Genomic DNA, 21,556 nt, shown 5'->3' on the forward strand with positions numbered 1-21,556 from the left:
GGAAAAAGCTTGAGACTTTCGCCGAAAGATAACGAGGGAATTTGGTTTTTGCCGAGTAAGTCGATTAATTTGATGGCTCACAGTGAGGAAATTTTTCCCCCACCTCACTTAAACTTCAACCTCGTTGTCACCCCTTCAGCTATTACGACCAGACAGCTAATCGTACCTGATCAAGGTAGTAATTGTCAATAGACATCTGCAATAAACGTTTATGGGGTGTGGCATCCTAAGCTCTGCTCTGCTGGTCTCGCGCAATTGTATCTTTAAATGTCACACTTTTTGCACTTCTTAATATTCAATTAATAATTTTTACTAATTTATTGGGTTCAGTGGTTTCTACAGTGAAGATTTTTTGTCAAAACATCCCAGGGAATGTAAAAATTTGTAAAAGTATATGGAGATGTGCAGAATGTCGGTTAGTATGCTACAATGTCGAGGCTCAGAACAATTTTGAAGAAGCGACAGAAACCCTGACCTTAGCCGTAGTCGGGTTTCCTGTAGTTCAAATAGCAATAATCCCACTCGTCAGAGACAGGAATTATCGCTTTAAGGGAACGGTGAAAAAAGCATTGTACCCCATGACTCTGAATACCGCCATCAACCACTATTTAGGGAAAAAGTTAGAACAGCAATGGAAGCACATCTGGTTTCAATAGATTACCAAATTCGGCAACTTCAAGAAATAGAGCCAGTAACTACTCTATTTGGTAATGTAAGTCAGAATAAAACCGGGGAGCAGCATAGCGTTCTTGAAGTTATCTCTACAGATTTACAGGAAAAAATCAACAGTTTAACTGCAAATAATTCTGTTAATAATTTAGCATTTCATCTGGCTGTTGTTCAAGTTTTAATGTTTAAATACACTGCTCAAGTCGAGTTTGCCACGGCTACAGCAGCTTTGAATACAAAAACATTAGATAGCCTGATATTTTGCCGGTTCAATCAACATAATTTTAGTTCATTTAAAGATTTACTAAGGATCATTCGTAAAGATTTACAAGAAGGCTATCGCCATCAAAACTATACGCTGGATAGTTTGGTCAAAACCTTGGCAGCAAGAGGAGGAAATCTAGAGAATATTTTTGACGTTGCTGTGATCAAAGAAGGACTGTGCGCCGACATTTCTTCGTTAAATCGGTTTCAATTAGTTTTTGCCATAGCAGCGGATGATAGTGGTGTTTCTGTCACTTTTATTAAAGATAAATTTCCCAGAGATTTTGTCGAGAGAATGCTAGGACATTACCTAGAAATCTTAGAAACAGTGACGATTAATCCCGATATAGATTTGTCAGAAATTGATATATTAACGACCGAAGAACGAGAACAATTGCTGAGAGATTGGAATGATACGGCCATTGAATATCCTGAAAAGCAATGGATTCATCAGCTATTTGAAGAGCAAGCCAAACTTTACCCTGAGAGAGTGGCGGTCATTTTTGAAAATCAAGAATTAACTTATCAAGAATTAAATGAAAAAGCCAATCAACTTGGTCATTACCTACAAAAATTAGGAGTAAAACCAGAGGAATTAGTAGGAATTTATCTAGAGCGTTCCTTAGAAATGGTAGTAGGATTATTGGCTGTTTTGAAAGCTGGAGGAGCTTACGTCCCCTTAGAACCTAATTATCCTCAAGAACGCCTAAGTTATCTATTAGAAGATACTGGGGTAAAAGTGATCATTACTGCGGAATCGCTGCGGGGATTGTTGGGGGAATACCGGGGAATTGTTGTTGCTTTGGATACAGATTGGCCAGCAATTTCTCAAGAAAGTCAGAACAATTGTGACAGTGGCGTAACGGGGGAAAATTTAGCCTATGTTATTTATACTTCGGGATCCACAGGTAAGCCTAAAGGCGTAATGAATAATCATAAGGGGATTAGGAATCGTTTGTTGTGGATGCAGGATACTTATCAGTTAACTAAGAGTGATGGCATTTTACAAAAAACCCCTTTTAGTTTCGATGTTTCAGTCTGGGAATTCTTTTGGCCCTTATTAGCGGGTGCAACCCTAGTAGTAGCAAAACCCGAAGGTCATAAAGATAGTACCTATTTAATACAATTGATCCAAAAGCAGCAAATCACTACCCTTCATTTTGTCCCCTCCATGTTGCGGGTGTTTCTGCAAGAACCAGAGCTAAAAGGATGTAGTTCTCTCAAGCGGGTTTTCTGTAGTGGAGAAGCTCTGCCATTAGACTTAACACAACGCTTTTTTGAGCATTTTGACTGTGAACTTCACAACCTCTACGGTCCGACTGAGGCGGCGATTGATGTGACTTACTGGCCCTGTTTGCCGGAGAATCAAAAAGCTCTAGTGAGTATTGGTCAACCAATTGCCAATACTCAGATTTATATTCTTAATCCGGATTTACAACCAGTTCCTATAGGGATTGTGGGAGAATTACATATTGGTGGCATAGGTTTAGCTCGTGGATATCTCAATCGTCCCGAATTGACGGCCGAGAAATTTATCCCTAATCCTTTTGCTAAGGTGGAAGCAGGAATAGGGGGAGAAATTAGGGCAAAATTATATAAAACGGGAGATTTAGCCCGGTATTTACCCGATGGAAATATTGAGTTTTTAGGGCGGATTGACCATCAAGTTAAGATTCGAGGTTTCCGGATTGAGCTTGGGGAAATTGAAACTATACTCAGTCAACATCCAGCAGTTGAGCAAGCGGTAGTCATTGCATCGGAGACAGAAACAGGGAGTAAAACACTAATTGCTTATGTTGTGGGTCAGTCTCAAGAGGGGGAACTCTTGGCGACTTCAGAAAAAGGGCAATTATTCGATGAGCAAATCGAGCAATGGCAAAGCCTCTATAACCAAATTTACAGGCAAACATCGACAGATTCTCAAGGGATATTTAATATTGTTGGCTGGAATAGTAGTTACACGGGGGAACCTATCCCGGTTGCTCAGATGCGAGAATGGCTAGATGATAAAGTTAAGGTTATTCTCGCTCAACAACCGAAAAAAGTTCTGGAAATAGGTTGTGGAACCGGGTTAATATTATTCCAAGTTGCTCCCCATTGCCAGTGTTATTGGGGAACCGATATCTCATCCGTTGCCTTAGACCATATTCAGCGAATTAATCAAGAAGGGCCGAAGCTAGAGCAAGTCAGGCTATTGCATAGCACAGCCGATAATTTTGAGGGTTTGGAGTCAGAAGGATTCGATACAATTATCCTTAACTCGGTTGTGCAGTATTTCCCCCATATAGATTACTTATTGCGGGTTTTAGAGGGAGCTATCAAGGTACTAACTCCGGGGGGGTGTATTTTCCTTGGAGATGTGCGAAACTTGCAACTCATGGAAGCTTTTCACGCTGATGTAGAACTTTATAAGGCTAACCCTGAGGATTCGATTAAGGATTTTAAACAGCGTGTACAGAGAAAAATTGAGCAAGAAAATGAGTTATTCATTGACCCGGATTTTTTTAGAGCAATTCAGTCCTATTTTCCTCAGATTACTGAAGTCGAGATTCATCTAGAGAGAGGTCAACACCACAACGAATTAACTCAATTCCGTTATAATGTTGTTCTGCGGATTGAAACGATTCTGGATTTTAGCACCGACTTTCCAGAATTAAACTGGACTGAACAGCAGCTGACTTTATCTGAGGTAAGAAATCAACTGGGGACATCTGAGGGGTTAAGGGTGATAGGTGTCCCTAATTCTCGCTTGTTTCGACCTTTAAAAAGTGTGGAATTGTTCAGAAATTCTCAAGACTTTGGGACGACCGAAGAATTTCAAGCTATTAAATCGGAAATTATCCCAGAAAATGCCGTAGAACCTGAAGATTTTTCGGCTTTAGCTGAGGATTTATCCCTTTCGGTTTGGGTAACTTGGTCGGATACTCCGGACCGTTACGATGTGATTTTTTCCCCGCTGGAAAATTCCCGTAGAAATTACATCGCTTTTACCCCCACCCACACCGCAAAACCTGAATGGCAACTTTATGCAAATCACCCTTTAAGGTCTAAGTTAAACAGTAAACTGATTCCCCAACTGCGGAGTTATCTGCAAAAGCAACTCCCAGAATACATGATACCTCATGCCTTTGTGCAATTGGATGCTATTCCTCTGACAAATAGTGGAAAAATTGACCGTCGCGCCCTACCCTCTCCAAGCTATAACAGTTTCAGGAATTCGGAGAATTTTGTCGCACCTTGTACCCCTCTTGAGGAAATTTTAGCACTGATTTGGGCTGAAGTTTTGGGCATCGAAGAGGTTGGTATTCACGATAATTTTTTTGAACTTGGGGGGGATTCGATTCGGGGAATACAAGTGATCGCTAAGGCGCGACAAATGGGTTTTCATTTTTCCTTACCCCAATTATTGCAACATCAAACCATTCAAGAATTGGCCAATTGCGTTAGCTATGAAATTGATACTTTAGGGACTGAAAAAACGGAAGTTTTTAGTTTAATTTCTCAAGAAGTTCGCCTCAATTTACCGGAGGAAGTGGAGGATGCTTATCCTCTAACTGCTCTACAATTGGGGATGATATTTCATAGTGAATATCAGGGGAATCTATCGGTGTACCATGATGTGTTTACCTATCATATTCGTGCTGATTTTAGTTTTCCAGCTTTACATAGTGCTATTCAGGAGATTGTCCAGCGTCACCCAGTATTACGAACCAGTTTCGCACTCTTTGAATATCAAGAACCCCTACAATTAGTTCACAGAAAAATCGATGTTCCTTTAGGATTAGATGACCTAACCCATTTATCTCCTTCTGAACAAGATACGGCTATTGATGATTGGATTGAGCGGGAAAAAATCCGCACTTTTGACTGGAATAGTCCTCCTTTATTTCGCTTTCATCTCCATCGCCGCAGTCAGGATAACTTTAACCTAACTTTCAGTTTTCATCACTCTATTTTAGATGGTTGGAGTGTAGCTTCGTTGCTCACAGAATTGTTACAACAGTATCTCTATCTTCTCGACAAAAAAGTTCTCCCTCTCTCTCCAACTCCCGCTCTCAGTTTTAGGGATTTTGTCGCCTTAGAAAAGAAAACTATTCAATCGCCAGAATGCCAGAATTATTGGCAAGAAAAACTCAGAGATGTGACGCTGACCAAACTTCCTCAGTGGTCGAAATCTAATCGAGTTAATCAAGATTGGGATTGGTTAGTTCCTATATCTAGTCAGGTATCTCAGGGATTAAAACAACTCGGTAAACAACTGGGAGTTCCCCTAAAAAGTGTTTTATTAGCGGCTCATTTTCGGGTATTAAGTTTACTGAATAATCAAAGGGATATTATTACGGGTTTAGTCTCTAATGGACGGTTAGAAGCAGCCGATGGAGAAAAGATATTAGGTTTATTTTTGAATACTTTGCCCCTACGTTTAGAGTTATCTGGCGGTACTTGGAGCGATTTAGTTAAGCAAGCTTTTGATGTTGAAAGAGAATGCTTATCTTGGCGAAGATATCCCCTCGCTGAGTTACAAAAATCAGGTCAACCTTTGTTTGATACGGCTTTTAATTTTATTCATTTCCATGTTTATCAAGGTATCATCGGTGTGAAAGATTTAGAGGTCTTAGGAGGGAAGTTTTTTAATCAAACTAATTTTACATTGTTAGCTAATTTTAGTCTTCATCCCCTTTCATCTCAAATAGAACTTACCCTTAAATATGATGGGAATTATCTAGGGGAAAAGCAGATGGAGTTAATCGGAGGATACTACGAGAAAACTCTCATCGCTATGGCAACGGAAGGGTTAGAACGTTATGAAACTTGTTGTTTACTTTCTGAGCAAGAACAACATCAATTATTAAAAGAATGGAATGATACTGAGGTTCACTATCCGGATGGGTGTATTCATCAATTGTTTGAGGAGCAAGTTAAGCGCAGTCCTGACGCAATCGCTATTATTACAGAAAATGAACAATTAACCTACCGTCAATTAAATGAAAAAGCGAATCAATTGGGGCGATATTTAGCGAGAAAAGGGGTAAAATCTGAAGCTTTGGTGGGAATTTGCCTAGAACGGACTCCTGAGATGGTTATAGGGTTATTAGCCATTCTCAAAGCAGGGGGAGCTTATGTACCTTTAGATCCAGCTTATCCAACTGAACGCCTCAATGTTATCTTAGAAGATGGTCAAGTTTCCTTGTTGCTAACACAAGCAAAATTAGTAGAGAAATTAGGGAATTATCCAGGGAATCTGGTGATATTAGAGGCAGAAGCCAGAAATATAGCCCTAGAAAGTCCCGAAAACCTCTCTTTACCCGTAAGTTCTAGTCATAGCGCTTATGTGATTTATACCTCCGGTTCAACGGGGAAACCAAAAGGGGTTGTCATTGAGCATCACAGCACCACAACCTTACTCAATTGGTCCAAGGAAGTCTTTAGCAGTGAGGAATTAGCGGGGGTTTTGGGTTCTACTTCTATTTGTTTTGATTTGTCAGTATTTGAACTATTTTTGCCCTTGGCTGTGGGGGGTAAGATTATTCTGGCCCAGAATGTTCTAGATTTGCCTAGTTTAAGTGCAGCCAAAGAGGTAACATTAATTAATACCGTACCTACAGCGATCGCCCAACTACTGGAAATTGAGGCGATACCTGAGACTGTGCGAACGGTAAACCTCGCCGGAGAAGCTTTGTCTAATCAATTAGTCCAGAAGCTTTACCAGCAGGAAAACATTAAGAATGTTTATAATCTCTACGGTCCTTCAGAAGATACCACTTATTCCACTTTTAGCTTAGTGCCTAAAAAAGACCATGGACAACCGAGTATCGGCCGACCTATTGCCAATACTGAAGTTTATATTCTGGACTCTTTTAAACAACCGGTTCCTTTAGGAACTATTGGTGATTTATATATCGGGGGTAAAGGGTTAGCTCGATGTTATCTGAATCAACCTGAATTAACCGCTGAGAAATTTATCTCCAATCCCTTTAGTAATGAACCCAATGCCAAACTCTATAAAACAGGAGATTTAGCCCGATATTTACCCGATGGAAATCTTGATTTTTTGGGGCGGGCTGATAATCAGGTAAAATTGCGGGGTTTCCGCATTGAATTAGGAGAAATTGAGGCAACTCTAGGGACTTATCCCCAAGTTAAGAAAGCGGTGGTGAAGGTTTGGGAAGACTCCTATCGGAATAAGAGGTTAGTCGCTTATCTAGTGGCAGAAAATGACCCGATAAATACTGAGGATTTGCGTCGTTTCTTGGGACAGAAATTGCCAGAGTATATGATTCCGGCTCTTTTTGTCTCCTTAGAAGCTCTCCCTCTGACTCCTAATGGAAAAATTGACCGTTCTAGATTACCCATCCCTGAGATACCTTCCACATCTGAGCAGGATTTTGTTCCCCCTCATACTCAGAAAGAAAAGATTTTGGCTAGTATTTGGCAAGATGTTCTCAGCATTAAACAAGTAAGTCGTTATGACCGCTTTTTTGAAGTTGGGGGCGATTCTATTATCAGTATTCAGGTTGTCGCTCGCGCTCGTCAAGCCGGGTTGAAGATTACCCCTAAACAGATATTTGAATATCCTACTCTTGCGGAACTGGCTACAGTTGCCGATTATTCCACAGCGGAATTAGCTAAACAGGGTTTAGTGACGGGTATTGTGCCTCTCACTCCCATTCAACTGTGGTTTTTTGAGCAAAATCGCGCTGAAATGCACCACTTTAATCAGTCTGTCCTCTTAGAAGTTCCCCATCACCTGAAAGCTGATTTGTTAGCTCAATCTCTGAGAAAATTAATTGAACATCATGACGCTTTGCGGTTACGGTTTACTGTGGAGGAAGGACAATGGCAACAAGTCAATGAAGGAATGCCGGAGGAAGTACCTTTTGAAGTGATTGATTTGTCTTCTATTCCTCAATCTCAGCAAGGGGAAACTCTCTTAGCAATGGCAACAACTCAACAGGCAAGTTTAAACCTCTCTACTGGACTATTAATCAAGGCGGTGCTATTTGAATTAGCACCCTATCAACCCAGTCGGTTACTGATTATTATTCATCACTTGGGGGTTGATGGTGTATCTTGGCGAATTTTGTTAGAAGATTTATTGATGACTTACCAACAGCTAGAAAGGGGGGAGAATGTAGAACTTCCACCTAAAACCATAGCCTTTCAGGATTGGGCGCTTCTCTTGAGGGATTATGGACAAGGGCAAAAAGCGAAAGAGCCATTAGACTATTGGTTAACTCAACCTTGGTTAGAGGCGAGAAATTTACCTGTAGATGACGAGGCTGGAAAACCATACAATACAGTAGCGACGGCAAATGATGTCACGGTGACTCTAGATGAAGAACAAACCCGCACCCTCTTGCAAAAAGTCCCCGCTGCCTATAACACTCAAATTAATGAGGTTTTGTTAACCGCTTTAGCGGAAACTTTGACAGAATGGACAGAAAATTTGACCATATCCCTTGATTTAGAAGGACACGGACGAGAAGATTTGTTCAGTGAGGTTGACTTATCGAGGACGGTGGGTTGGTTTACCAGTCTTTTTCCGGTTATTTTGCGACTCCCCCCCGAAAATCACCCCGGTGAGCGGCTCAAATCTATTAAAGAACAGTTACGAGCTATTCCTCACAGGGGAATTGGCTATGGAATTTCGCGATATTTGAGTGATGATGCTGATATTAAGTCTCAATTAGCTGAAATTCCTGCCAGAGAAGTTTTGTTTAATTATTTAGGTCAATTTGAGCAAGGACAATTGCAAAAAGGGGATTGGAAATTAGCGGATGAGTCTAAGGGGCCTAATCACAGTCTTAAGGGACATCGTAGTCATTTATTAGAGATTACGGCCAGAGTTATCGAGGGACAGTTACAAGTAAACTGGACTTATAGCGATCTCATCTATGAACGTTCGACGGTAGAATATTTAGGGCGCAGCTATAAAGAAGCTTTGCTGAAATTGATTGAGCATTGTTTATCTCCTGATGCTGGGGGTTACACTCCCTCCGATTTTCCAGTAGCGCACTTGAATCAACAGGAATTAGACGATATTCTGGCAGAAATTGACTAATAAGGAGAATCTTTCATGGCAGACACAAAAAATCAACCCGCCAAAAATGTGGAGTCTATTTATCCTCTTTCCCCCATGCAGGAAGGGATGCTCTTTCATAGTCTTTATACTCCTGATTCAGGGATTTATTGTAGTCAAACTCTAATTACTCTGGAGGGAGAAATTAACCTTACAGTTTTTAGGCAAGCGTGGGAAAAAGTTGTAGAGCGTCACTCGGTATTAAGGACTCTATTTCTCTGGGAAAAACGGGAAAAACCTCTGCAAATTGTGCGAAAAAAGGTTGATTTGCCTTGGGATTATCAGGATTGGCGCAATCTTTCCCCCACAGAGCAACAACAACGTTTAGATTTATTGTTACAAACAGAGCGTCAACAAGGGTTTGAATTCAAAGTTGCTCCTTTAATGCGCTGCTTGATGATTCAACTATCGGACCAAACTTATAAATTCCTCTGCAATCATCATCATATTATTCTGGATGGTTGGAGTATGCCTATTATTTATCAAGAAGTTTTAGGGTTTTATGAGGCAGGTATTCAAGGGAAAAGTTATCATCTTCCTTTGCCGCGTCCTTATCAAGATTATATTGTTTGGTTACAGGAGCAAAACCCATCTATTGCTGAGAGTTTTTGGCAGCGAACTCTTGAAGGGTTTATGACTCCCACCCCCCTGAGGGTGGACAGACTCCAGTTAATGAAATCTGAAGGTAAGCCGACTTATAAAGAGTATAACTGTCATTTATCGGCTTCTCACTCCAAAGACCTGCAATCTTTGGCGCAAAAGCATAATCTGACCTTATCTACTCTAGTACAGGCCGCTTGGGCGATTCTTCTCAGTCGCTATAGTGGGGAGTCAGAAGTTTTATTTGGGGTTACGGTTTCTGGTCGCCCTCATGATTTATCAGGGGTAGAACATAGGGTAGGATTATTTATTAATACATTGCCGCTGCGAGTCTCCATCAGAGAATCAGATTTATTGCTATCTTGGTTACAGGAATTACAGCAAAAGCAAGCAGAAATTCAGGATTATGCTTATGTTTCTCTGGCTGAAATACAGAGATTAAGTGATATTCCACCGGGGGTTCCCCTGTTTGAGAGTTTGGTCGTTTTTGAGAATTATCCTAGAGAAGCGTTATCGAGAGATTCTCGTCAATCCTTAAGGGTTAAGGATGTGGAGAATTTTGAGGAAACTAATTATCCTTTGACGGTGGTTGCTATTCCTAAACAGGAGTTACTGATTCAGTTAGTCTATGATACTAGCCGTTTTACTCAGGATACGATTGAACGGATGGCAGCACATTTACAGACTATTTTAACAGGGATTGTTACTGATACTCGGCAACGGGTAACACAATTACCTATATTGACAACACAAGAGCAACATCAGTTATTAGTAGAGTGGAACAATACCGAGGCAGATTATCCTTTAGATAAGTCTTTACATCAATTATTTGAAGAACAAGCTGCACAGAATCCGCAGGGAATAGCGGTTATTTTTGAAGACCAAAAATTAACCTATCAACAGTTAAATAACCGGGGCAATCAGTTAGCTCACTGTTTACGAGATAAGGGTGTAGGTCCAGAAAGTTTGGTCGGGATTTTTATGGAGCGTTCCCTAGAGATGGTCATCGGTTTATTAGGGATATTAAAAGCCGGGGGAGCTTATGTACCTTTAGAGCCGGATTATCCTACCGAGCGCTTGGGGGATATCCTCTCAGATTCGGGTGTTTCTTTGGTGTTAACTCAGGAATCTTTAGGGGATTTTCTTCCCCAAACTGGGGCCGAGTTACTGTGTTTAGATAGGGATTGGGAAAAGATAGCTACCTATAGTCCAGAAAATCCCTTCAATCTAACGACTCCTGAGAATTTAGCCTATGTTATTTATACATCAGGTTCAACGGGAAAACCCAAAGGCGTGATGAATATTCATAGAGGAATTTGTAATACTCTGACATATGCTATTGGTCATTATAATATTACCTCTGAAGACCGCATTCTCCAAATTATTTCCTTGAGTTTTGATGGTTCAGTCTTGGAAATTTTTTCGTCTTTAATATCTGGTGCTTCTCTAGTCGTGGCTAAACCTGACGGGTATAAAGATATAGATTATTTAATAGATTTAATTGTGCAAGAACAAGTAACTTATTTCACTTGTGTTCCCTCAATATTGCGAGTTTTTCTGCAACATCCCAAGAGCAAAGATTGCCACTGTTTAAAACGAGTAATTGTCGGGGGAGAAGCCTTATCTTATGAACTCAATCAACGATTTTTTCAGCAGTTAAACTGTGAATTATATAACGCTTATGGACCAACAGAAGTAGCGGTTGAGACTACTATCTGGTGCTGTCAGCCAAATTCCCAAATTTCTATTGGAACTCCCATTGCTAATGCCCAAGTTTATATCCTCGACAGTTATCTCCAACCGGTTCCTATTGGTGTTGCTGGAGAATTACATATTGGTGGAATGGGTTTAGCGCGTGGATATCTCAATCGTCTGGAATTAACTCAAGAAAAATTTATTTCTAACCCTTTTGCTGAGGGGAAATTATATAAAACGGGGGATTTAGCTCGCTATCTTCCTGACGGCAATATTGAATATTTAGGGCGGATTGATAATCAAGTCAAGCTGAGAGGTTTACGCATTGAATTAGGAGAAATTCAGACAGTTTTAGAAACTCATCCCAACGTTGAACAAACTGTTGTGATTATGCGGGAAGATAGCTTATATAATCAACGGTTAGTTGCTTATGTAATCAGAAAAAATTCTTTATTAACTCCTCAGGATCTGCGTCGTTTCTTACAGCAGCAACTCCCCGCTTATATGGTGCCTTCTGCCTTTGTCATCTTGTCGGATTTTCCCTTAAATAACAATGGCAAGATAGACAGGAAAAAATTACCCGTCCCCGATGAGACATCAATTATTGAATCTGCTTATATAGCCCCAAGAAATGAAAAAGAAAGCCTCTTAGCTCAGATTTGGCAAGATGTTCTTCAGGTATCCAAAATAGGGGTTAGTGACAACTTCTTTGAGTTGGGAGGACATAGCTTAAAAGCTATTTCTCTAGTGAGTAAAATTCAGGAAAAGTTAGGGCAATCTTTGCCCATTAAACAAGTATTTGCTCATCCTACCATTGCTGAACAAGCAGCATTATTAAGCACTGTTACCCCTCTGACGGTAGCCACTATTCCCCTTGTATCTGCACAAGAAACCTACGAAACATCCCATGCTCAGAGACGTTTCTATGTCTTGCAACAGATGGATCTCAATAATGTAGCTTATCATATTGTTTCCACTCTCAAAATAGCAGGAGATTTTAGCCCAGATGTCTTTGAAAAAGCCATACAATTATTGATTTCCCGTCATGAATCCCTGCGGACATCTTTCATTTTAATTAACGGAGAACCACAACAGAAAATCTTGCAAAATCGTCCTTTTGATTGGGAATTTAAAGACTGGACAAATAAACCTGATGAAGAAATCCTAGAAACGATTGCAAAAGAGAGAAAACCGTTTGACCTAGAGAAAAGTCCCCTGGTGCGCTCTAAGATTTATAAACTATCTCCGAATGAATATATTTTAGAGTTAGAAATTCATCACATTATTTGTGATGGTTGGTCAATGAGTTTGTTAGCTAAAGAATGCTTACAATACTACTCTGATTTAGCCAAAGGATTACAGCCTAGTATAGAGCCATTGCCGATACAATATAAAGATTATGCAGGATGGCAAAATAATCTTTTAAGAAGCGAAAATAATCCCCAAAACCTAGATTACTGGCGGCAAAAACTGGACAATGGACAACTGACCAGAGTTCACTTACCGACAGACTTTAAACGTCCCCAAATAAAGACGTTTAAGGGTTCTCATTTAAGCTGGACATTTGACCGAGAAACGATTTCTAAATTAAGAAAAATTTGTCAAGAAAACGAAATCACCCTATTCATGGCATTGGTAGCGGCTGTCAAAATATTACTGTATCGCTACAGTGGTCAACATGATATTACTATTGGTACAGAAATCGCCACCAGAAACCATCCTCAACTGCAATCTCTAATCGGTTTATTTCTCAATACCTTAGTTATTCGTGACCAAATTGAACCCGAAAAAGGCTACAAAAATCTACTCGCAAAGGTTCGTCAAACCGTTACCGAAGCTTTAGAACATTCCGATTATCCCTTTGATATTTTAGTAGAAAAATTAGCTGTTTCTAGAGAAATTAACCGCACTCCCTTGTTTGATATATTAGTCCTTCTGCAAAATTTTGATCAACCTGTAGGCTTAGAAAATATACAAATAAAATCTCTAGATTCCCTCACCCCGACCAGTAAGTTTGATCTATCTTTTGTGTTTAGTGAAGATCAGGAAAAACTCAGATTAGAGCTAATTTATAACACCGACTTATTCCAAGAGGAGAGGATGAAAAAATGTCTCATTCACTTCGATAAACTCTTGAATGAAATGCTATCTAACCCCGCCCAACCCGTCAAAGACATTTCTTTGTTATCGGAGGCAGAAACAGCTTTCATTGCCAATTTTATCAATCCTATTCCTCGCTTAGAAAACCGTACTATTATCCACGATTTTATTGACCAAGTTGCAGCCACACCAGAGAAAATATCGATAATTTATCCAGGGGGTAAATTTAGCTATCAAGAATTACATGAACTAACTAACTTTTGGGCTTATGTCTTAAAAGAATTAGGCGTGGAAAAAGATAAGGTTTGTGGTGTTCTCCTAGAAGGAGATTATCGTCAGTTAATCGCCATGCTGGCAGTATTTAAAGCCGGAGGAATCTATTTACCTCTACGTTTAGATGAACCCGAGGAGCGCCGGCAACGCATGATGATTAAAACTAGCCCCGAAATTATCTTAGTTGCGGCTGAGAATTTAGAGGGGATTAAACCCCAACTATCCGCCTTAGAAAAACCGCCTCATATCTTAGTGGTTAAGGCTCATAAAATTCAGCAATATCATCAGTGGAATGGTATGGATTATCAAGAGTTTCCTTGCCAATTAAGCCAACTGCAACCCCTTCTAGCTATGCCGGATGCTGATGATTCTAATTATATTATGTTTACTTCTGGCTCAACCGGTGAACCTAAAGCAATCTTAGGCAGTCACGGCAGCTTACGTCATTTCATTAATTGGGAAAAACGGGAATTTGACATCAATGAAAATTGGCGATGTTTACAAATTGCTCAAATTAATTTTGATGCTTATTTGAGGGAAACCTGTGTGACTTTATGCTCAGGGGGAACTCTGTATATTCCAGAGAGTACAGAGCGAGAAGACTTAGAGCTTTTATTACTGCGAATAGGAGAATGGAAAATTAACTTACTACACACTGTCCCCTCGGTAATGCGTCTATTTTTAAAGATGGGGCGTGGTTTAATTAATGCACATAATCTCTTGAAAAATTTGCGAATTTTTGTCTTAGGAGGAGAGCCTTTATTTGTGAAAGAACTGGCTGAATGGCATCAAATTTTTGGCTCTCAGACAGAATTTGTAAATATTTATGGGGCAAGTGAAACTACATTTGTTAAGCATTTTTATCGAATTCCAAACCCTAATAATATTCCCTATGAACGGGTTCCGGGTGGTCAAACTTTGCCAGATGCCGCTTATGCAGTGGTTGATGGAAATCGCGCTAGGGCAATGGGAGAAGTAGGAGAAGTATTCGTTAAATCCCCCTATTTAACAAAAGGTTATTATCAAGATGAAAGCTTAACTCATTCAGTTTTTGTGCCTAATCCTTTGAATGGGGGGAGGGATATAGTTTATCGTACTGGAGACTTAGGCAGATTGCTTCCTGATCTAACTTTAGAAGTAATAGGACGCAGTGACAATCAAATTAAATTAAATGGGGTACGGATTGAATTAGGAGAGATTGAAGATGTCCTCAGTGGGATTGAGGGAGTAGAAAAAGCCTTAGTTATAGCTAATAAAAAGGAGGAATTAGTAACCGTAATTGCTTATTATCAGGCAGAGGATACAGTTCATCAGGAATATATTCGAGGTAAATTAAAGCAACTCTTACCGATTTATATGCAGCCTAGCTTTTTAATGCGGTTAGAAGCTTTTCCCCTGTTACCCAATGGAAAAATTCATCGTCTAGCTTTGCCAAAACCCGAAGAAAATATTACTGACTCAACTAACCAAGTCCCAGATTTTAATCCACAAGAAGCTTTATTAGCTTCCCTTTGGGGTGAGTTATTAGAAGCAGAAGTGAGTAACAGTAATCAGTCATTTTTTGAACTAGGAGGAAACAGTCTAAAGGCGATGCGCTTAGTGTCACAAATCCGTAATCAATTTGGGGTTTCCCTCCGATTACGGGAAATTTTTACCCATAATACTTTAAAAGAACAAGCTGTATTAATTCAATCCCGACAAAAACGATGATCAACTTACCACAATCTGACTCAATTAACCCACTGGAAAAACAAAAATATTACCAAGTCTCTCACGGTCAAAGAAGGCTTTGGATTTTGCAGCATATCAGCGAATCTTCTAGCGCTTATAATATTAGGCTTGCCATGAGAATTAATGGCAAATTAGATGTTTCTATATTAACAGCAGCCTTTCAAGAACTGGTAAACCGACATGAAATTCTCAGAACCACTTTTGCCAGTGTTGGGGGCAATATTAAGCAAGTTATTCATGAGGAAATACCCACAGAACAGTTAATCATTTTTAAAGATTTAAGAGCAGAAAAAGATGCTGAACTCTTGGCAGATGATTTAATTCAAGAGTCGGCAAATTTACCTTTTAGTTTAGAAAAGTTGCCCCTTATTCGGGTCTTATTGGTGCAGATTAATTCAGAAGAATTTATCTTTGGTTTGACTGTCCATCATATTATTGGGGATGCACAATCACTTGATATTATCTTTCAAGAGTTCTTTACATTATACTCTGCTTATACTCAACAAAAAAAAGCTGAATTACCCCCTCTTGCTCTACAGTATAAAGATTATGCGGCCTGGCAAAATCAGTGGTTAGAAAGTGAAGAAGTTAGAGAACAACATGAGTATTGGTGTGAGGTTTTTGCCGAACATCCCCCCATCTTAAACTTACCGATAGACTTCCCTCGACCTCAAGTAAAATCTTCTCAAGCAGCTTCCCACACTTATCAATTTAGTCAGAGTCTTAGCCAACAATTACAAACCTTTGCCACTCAAAATAATACGACTCTATTTATTACCCTACTGACCTTCTTTAAAATATTACTCTACCGCCACACCTGCCAGCGTGATTTAGTAGTCGGTATCCCTATTTCAGCACGAAATCATCCTGATTTAGAAAACCAAATCGGGTTTTATGTTAACACCTTGGCCTTGAGAACTTTATTACCAGAGGGAGTAACTTTTAAGCAAGTCTTAGGGGAAGTGACTAACACCTGTCTTGATGCCTACGAATATCGTGATTATCCTTTTGATAAATTAGTATCCGCTCTCAATTTAGAACGTGATTTGTCCAGAAATCCCTTATTTGATGTCATGTTTTCTCTACTGGGTAAAGAAAGCAAAACTGTCTTAAAAATTCCAGGTTTGGAACATCAACCCTATCCCTTAAAACCACGCATGGCTCAATTTGATATGACTTGGAGCTTCTTTGAAGATAGTCATAATCTTACATTAGCTATTGAATATGAGCCGGATTTATTTTTGCCTGAAACTATCGCCAGAATGAGCGGTCACTTTTTACAAATTATTGAAAGTGTAATTCAGAATCCCGATTGTAAATTATCTGAGATTAATTTATTAACTCCTGAAGAACGGCATCAATTACTAATAGAGTGGAATCAAACCGAAGTCCCTTATCCTCAACAGTGTCTGCACCAGTTAGTTGAAGAAAAAGTTAGAGATAATCCCGAGGCAATAGCTCTTATTTTTGAGGGCAAAAAATTGACCTATCGAGAGTTAAATAGTCGAGCTAATCAAGTCGGTCACTATTTACAAGAAAAAGGCGTAACTTCAGAAGTTTTAGTGGGGATTTTTATTGAGCGTTCTTTTGAGATGATCATCGGAATATTGGGAATTATGAAAGCTGGGGGAGCTTATGTTCCTTTGGATCCTAATTATCCCCCTGAGCGCTTGGATTATATGATATCTGATTCTGCTATCTCTCTGTTGTTAACTCAACAATCTTTAGTCCAATTTCTGCCCGAAAATCAAGCCGAAATACTGTGTTTAGATACAGATTGGTCAAGGATAGCTAATTATAGTCAAGAGAATTTGACCTCTCCAGTTACCCCAGAAAATTTAGCTTATGTTATATACACTTCGGGTTCAACGGGAAAACCTAAAGGCGTGATGAATATTCATAAAGGAATTTGTAATACTCTAAAATATACTATTGATCATTATAATCTTACCTCTGAAGATCGCGTTCTCCAAATTACTGCCTTTAGTTTTGATGTTTCAGTCTGGGAAATTTTCTTGTCTTTAACCTCAGGTGCTTCCCTAGTGATAACTAAATCTGATCGCTATAAAGATATAGATTATTTAATAGATTTAATTCTGAAAGAACAAGTGACTTATTTTACTGCTGTTCCCTCAATATTGCGAGTTTTTCTGCAACATCCTAAGAGCAAAGATTGCCACTGTTTAAAACGAGTAATTGTCGGGGGAGAAGCCCTACCTTATGAACTCAATCAACGATTTTTTCAGCAGTTAAACTGTAAATTATATAACATTTATGGACCAACAGAATCCGCCGTTGATACTACTGTCTGGTGCTGTCAGCCCAATTCCCAGTTAATTTCTATTGGGCGCCCCCTTGCTAATGTCCAAGTTTATATTCTCGATAGTTATCTCCAACCGGTTCCTATTGGTGTTGCTGGAGAATTACATATTGGTGGAATGGGTTTAGCGCGTGGATATCTCAACCAATCTGAATTAACGGCTGAAAAATTTATTCCTCATCCTTTTGCCGAGGGTAAATTATATAAAACGGGGGATTTAGCTCGCTATCTTCCTGATGGAAACATTGAATATTTAGGGCGGATTGACAATCAAGTTAAGCTGAGAGGTTTCCGCATTGAATTAGGAGAAATTCAGACGGTTTTAGAAACTCATCCCAACGTTGAACAAACTGTTGTGATTATGCGGGAAGATACCTTATATAATCAACGGTTAGTTGCTTATGTAATCAGAAAAGAACCCTTGTTAACTTCTCAGGAGCTGCGTCGTTTCTTACAGCAGAAATTACCCGTTTACATGATCCCTTCTGCCTTTGTCATGTTGTCGGATTTTCCCTTAAATCCTAATGGGAAAATAGACTTTCATAAATTGCCTATACCGGATGAGACTTCTTTAGTTGAATCACCCTATTTAGCCCCCCGCAATTCAACGGAAACTATCTTAGTAAGCCTTTGGCAACAACTTCTACAAGCTGGCAAGATAGGGGTTAATGATAACTTCTTTGAGTTGGGTGGTCATTCCTTACAAGCTATGAATCTTATGGCTTTAATTTATGAAAAAATCGCCATAGAAATTCCTTTATCAATGATTTATGAAAAGCCAACAGTAGCCGAATTAAGCGATTATATTATCTATGCTCAGGAGATGAATATTCAACCGAAAGAACGCCCGTATGTGGTGTTTAATAAGGAGCAAGAAAAGGCCGTCTTTTTATTTCCCCCCGCCCTTGGTTTCGCTGCTGCTTATGCCAATTTAGCGGAGTATATAACGGATTATGCTCTCTATACTTTTCGCTACATTAGCGATGAATTAATGTTAAAAAAATACGCTGAATTAATTGAGGATTTAGCTCAGAATCAAGATATAAAATTAATGGGACATTCCGCCGGCGGATTTTTAGCGATGTTAATGGCTCAACAATTAGAAAGTCGCGGGAGAGTTGTTTCTGATGTCATTTTACTGGATACTTACAGAGGAGGACGTGAGGCTAAAAAAGCTGATATGTCAGAGATTCAAGAAGGGGTTGATGCTTTCTTATTAAATCCCAAACGTCAGGAATTAAGAGGTTACTTTTTAGAGAATCAAAAACTCCGCGACCGCACTTATCATCAAGTGTGGGAATACTTTAATTTTCTTTGGAATTCTGATTTAAAAAATGTACAAATTCAAGGGACTATTCATTTGATTCGTGCTGAGGGAAACTATGAAGCTCAAGATGATTGGACAGAAGCAACAAAAGGGGAAAGAATCAATCATTATGCCACCGGTATTCATCGTGAAATGATTGATCCTCCTTATCTTCCAAAAAACGCTCTGATTATCAATAGTATTCTCAACCCAAAACAGTCGTAACCGTTTAGGGGGGACGAAATCTGGCAATCTGAGAGACATGGATGAGCAGTACCTAGGGTCTGCTGAAAAAGCTTTTTCAGCAAACCCTAATTAATACCAATTATCCATCGACTGGAAAATTGAGGCATCGGGGAACATAGTTGGATTACCACTTGCATCGATTTTTTGCCGTAATTCTCGCAATTGTTTATTCCCGATGAGAAAATCACTTTCTACTAATTGATAGGGCAGTACATTATTATCCAAAGCATACACTGCCGTGATGCCCGCCGCTACCCCGGAGGACCACTCGAAGGAATGGACACGATAGGCGGCCGCAGCAATATGACTAAGAGCGATACTTTTACCCGCTATCAATAAATTATCGATTTTTTGGGGAATTATAGCCCTTAAAGGTATCTCGAAGGGGTAAGCTTGCCCCTGTCCCCGTCTTTCTCCTGCTTTTTCTGTATTACCCGGTTTTTCGGGGGGATGTTCCGTCATGCAGGGGTGAAAATCAATCGCGTAGTGACCGATACCGACGGAATCGGGGTAAATAGTCGATCGCTTGCGTTTAACGGCCTTGTCGGGGGATAATGTGCCATCAAGTACGGAAAATCCCTCTAATCCTGCCAAGGTGGCAATTAAGCGCCGATATTCTGCTGGGGAAAGATTTTGACGATAGAAATCGCTTTGAAAATTTTGTCGGGAAATATCGATTTCTGTGACGGTAAAACCATCGGGGAAAGTCAGGGAAGGACGACCGATAATCCGTCTTGCTTCCCGAATATAGGGATATTTTGACAAACCGTGAGCAGTACCCATGGGAGAATCAAAACCGGAGAGATAACGGTTATTCAAATGGGGAACTTTTACCCCGTCCCCTAACTGGGAATCGGTGGTTCCTTCTACTAACCAATAATAGTAGGAAATGGCGTGTTCTTCGCCCCTCGCGAGGGTTTCTGTGCGTAATCCTCCCATCCATCCCCCCGGAGATAACTGTCCTAACTCTTGCAACTGTTCACGGGTGTAGATAAAGTTATCCTTAGCAGTCCCCGGACGGTAATCATTTCCCCAGGTCCAATTCTGCATGGAAATATCCCCCGGGACGGGTTCGGTAAAAGTAATTCCCCCAAAGGTTTTCTCTTTACCCAGTTGTGGACTCCAGATACGACGATAGGTGAAAACTAGGTCAAAATCGGCTAATCGCGGCAATTCATAGCTAAAATAGGGGGCATAGCGTTCATAATAAACGGGTTTCTCGTGGGTTTGTGGTTTTTCTGTTTCCTCCATGGCGAAGGTATAGGTAAAGCCTTGGGTACAGTAGGGGTCTCCAGTGACGCTAGAGGAAGAAGGTTCGAGATAACTGCGCTTATCGACACCTAAACGGTAGGGAATATCTGATAATCCGATTATTTCCCCGGTTTCGGTCGCTTCAATCACATACCAATCTGCTAATTGATTCGGTTGGGAGGATTTGGGGACAAAACGGAGGATTTTCTTATCAAAACGGGGAGAATTTTCGTAGCGATAGATATCCTCCATTTTTTGCGATAAAAACTCGGTATTTAGGGGAGGAGTACCTTTTGCGGGACTATGTTGAATAGCAATTACACTGGTAATCTGTTGACCGGTGCCGCGGTTGGGTAAAGTTTCAATATTTAATTCTTTGACTACCGTGGAGGGAAACCATTTCAGGGTTCCTTTGCCTTTTTTGGCAGCGTCTTCTAACTGTTGAAATAATAATTTATGTCCATCAAAAGGCAAAAAACAAGACCCGCTTACCCAACATTCTCCGGGGTTGCGTTTCCCGTAATGCTTTCTAATTCTTTCCCTAAATTCTAGATAACCTTTCGGGAAAAATAATTTTTCTCTTTGTGTCCGTCTTTCATCTAATGCGGAGGTTCCCTGAGAAGATATCTGTCCCCCCACCCAGTCGGTAATCTCGGTTAAACAGACGGTTTTTCCTAATAATAAAGCTTCGTAGGCTGCACCGGCACCGGCTAAACCACCACCCACCACCAGAATATCACAGCCGACGCTTTGATCCGGTTCTCGCGGGGGGGCTGCTAGGGTGAGAGGAGTGAAAGCTTGTAGGAGAAATAATCCCAGAGAGAGGGATTTAAGAGGAGTAAAGTGATGATTGAAAATTTTAGGGGACATTATTGACAAATATCAATGTTATGGCTGAGAGTTTCCTTTTTCTTTGAAGAAGTAGCCAGAGCATCTGTTCCTGAAATCCTGATGTTTTTTTTGGGTGGTCTTGAGAACTTTGTAGCTTGATGCTGGCTTTTGAGAGATTATACACCTTCAG

Annotated in this window: 4 protein-coding genes; 3 read left to right on the forward strand and 1 reads right to left on the reverse strand. The window is 40.1% G+C overall.

Annotated features, from left to right (window positions below):
- Nucleotides 1–631: 631 nt before the first annotated feature.
- From IM515_RS12510 to IM515_RS12520, 3 genes are read left to right on the forward strand one after another with little or no spacing between them, the layout of a single operon-like run.
- On the forward strand, nucleotides 632–8,995 hold the full coding sequence (locus IM515_RS12510) for a non-ribosomal peptide synthetase (protein WP_287627207.1): 8,364 nt from the start codon (nucleotides 632–634) through the stop codon (nucleotides 8,993–8,995).
- Nucleotides 8,996–9,010: 15 nt separating this feature from the next.
- The gene (locus IM515_RS12515; protein WP_287627208.1) at nucleotides 9,011–15,391 is read left to right on the forward strand and encodes a non-ribosomal peptide synthetase; all 6,381 of its coding nucleotides are present in this window, start codon (nucleotides 9,011–9,013) and stop codon (nucleotides 15,389–15,391) included.
- Nucleotides 15,388–19,263, forward strand: coding sequence for a non-ribosomal peptide synthetase (locus IM515_RS12520; RefSeq protein WP_287627209.1), 3,876 nt, complete (start codon nucleotides 15,388–15,390; stop codon nucleotides 19,261–19,263). Before IM515_RS12515 ends, IM515_RS12520 begins: the two co-directional genes overlap by 4 nt.
- A 90-nt stretch (nucleotides 19,264–19,353) precedes the next feature.
- Here IM515_RS12520 and IM515_RS12525 read toward each other — a convergent pair whose 3' ends face one another.
- A complete protein-coding gene (locus IM515_RS12525) occupies nucleotides 19,354–21,405 on the reverse strand; it encodes an FAD-dependent oxidoreductase (RefSeq protein ID WP_287627210.1) in 2,052 nt (683 codons plus the stop codon).
- Nucleotides 21,406–21,556: the final 151 nt, after the last annotated feature.

Source organism: Microcystis sp. M44BS1 (genome assembly GCF_020244875.1).
GTDB classification, from domain to species: Bacteria; Cyanobacteriota; Cyanobacteriia; order Cyanobacteriales; family Microcystaceae; genus Microcystis; species Microcystis panniformis.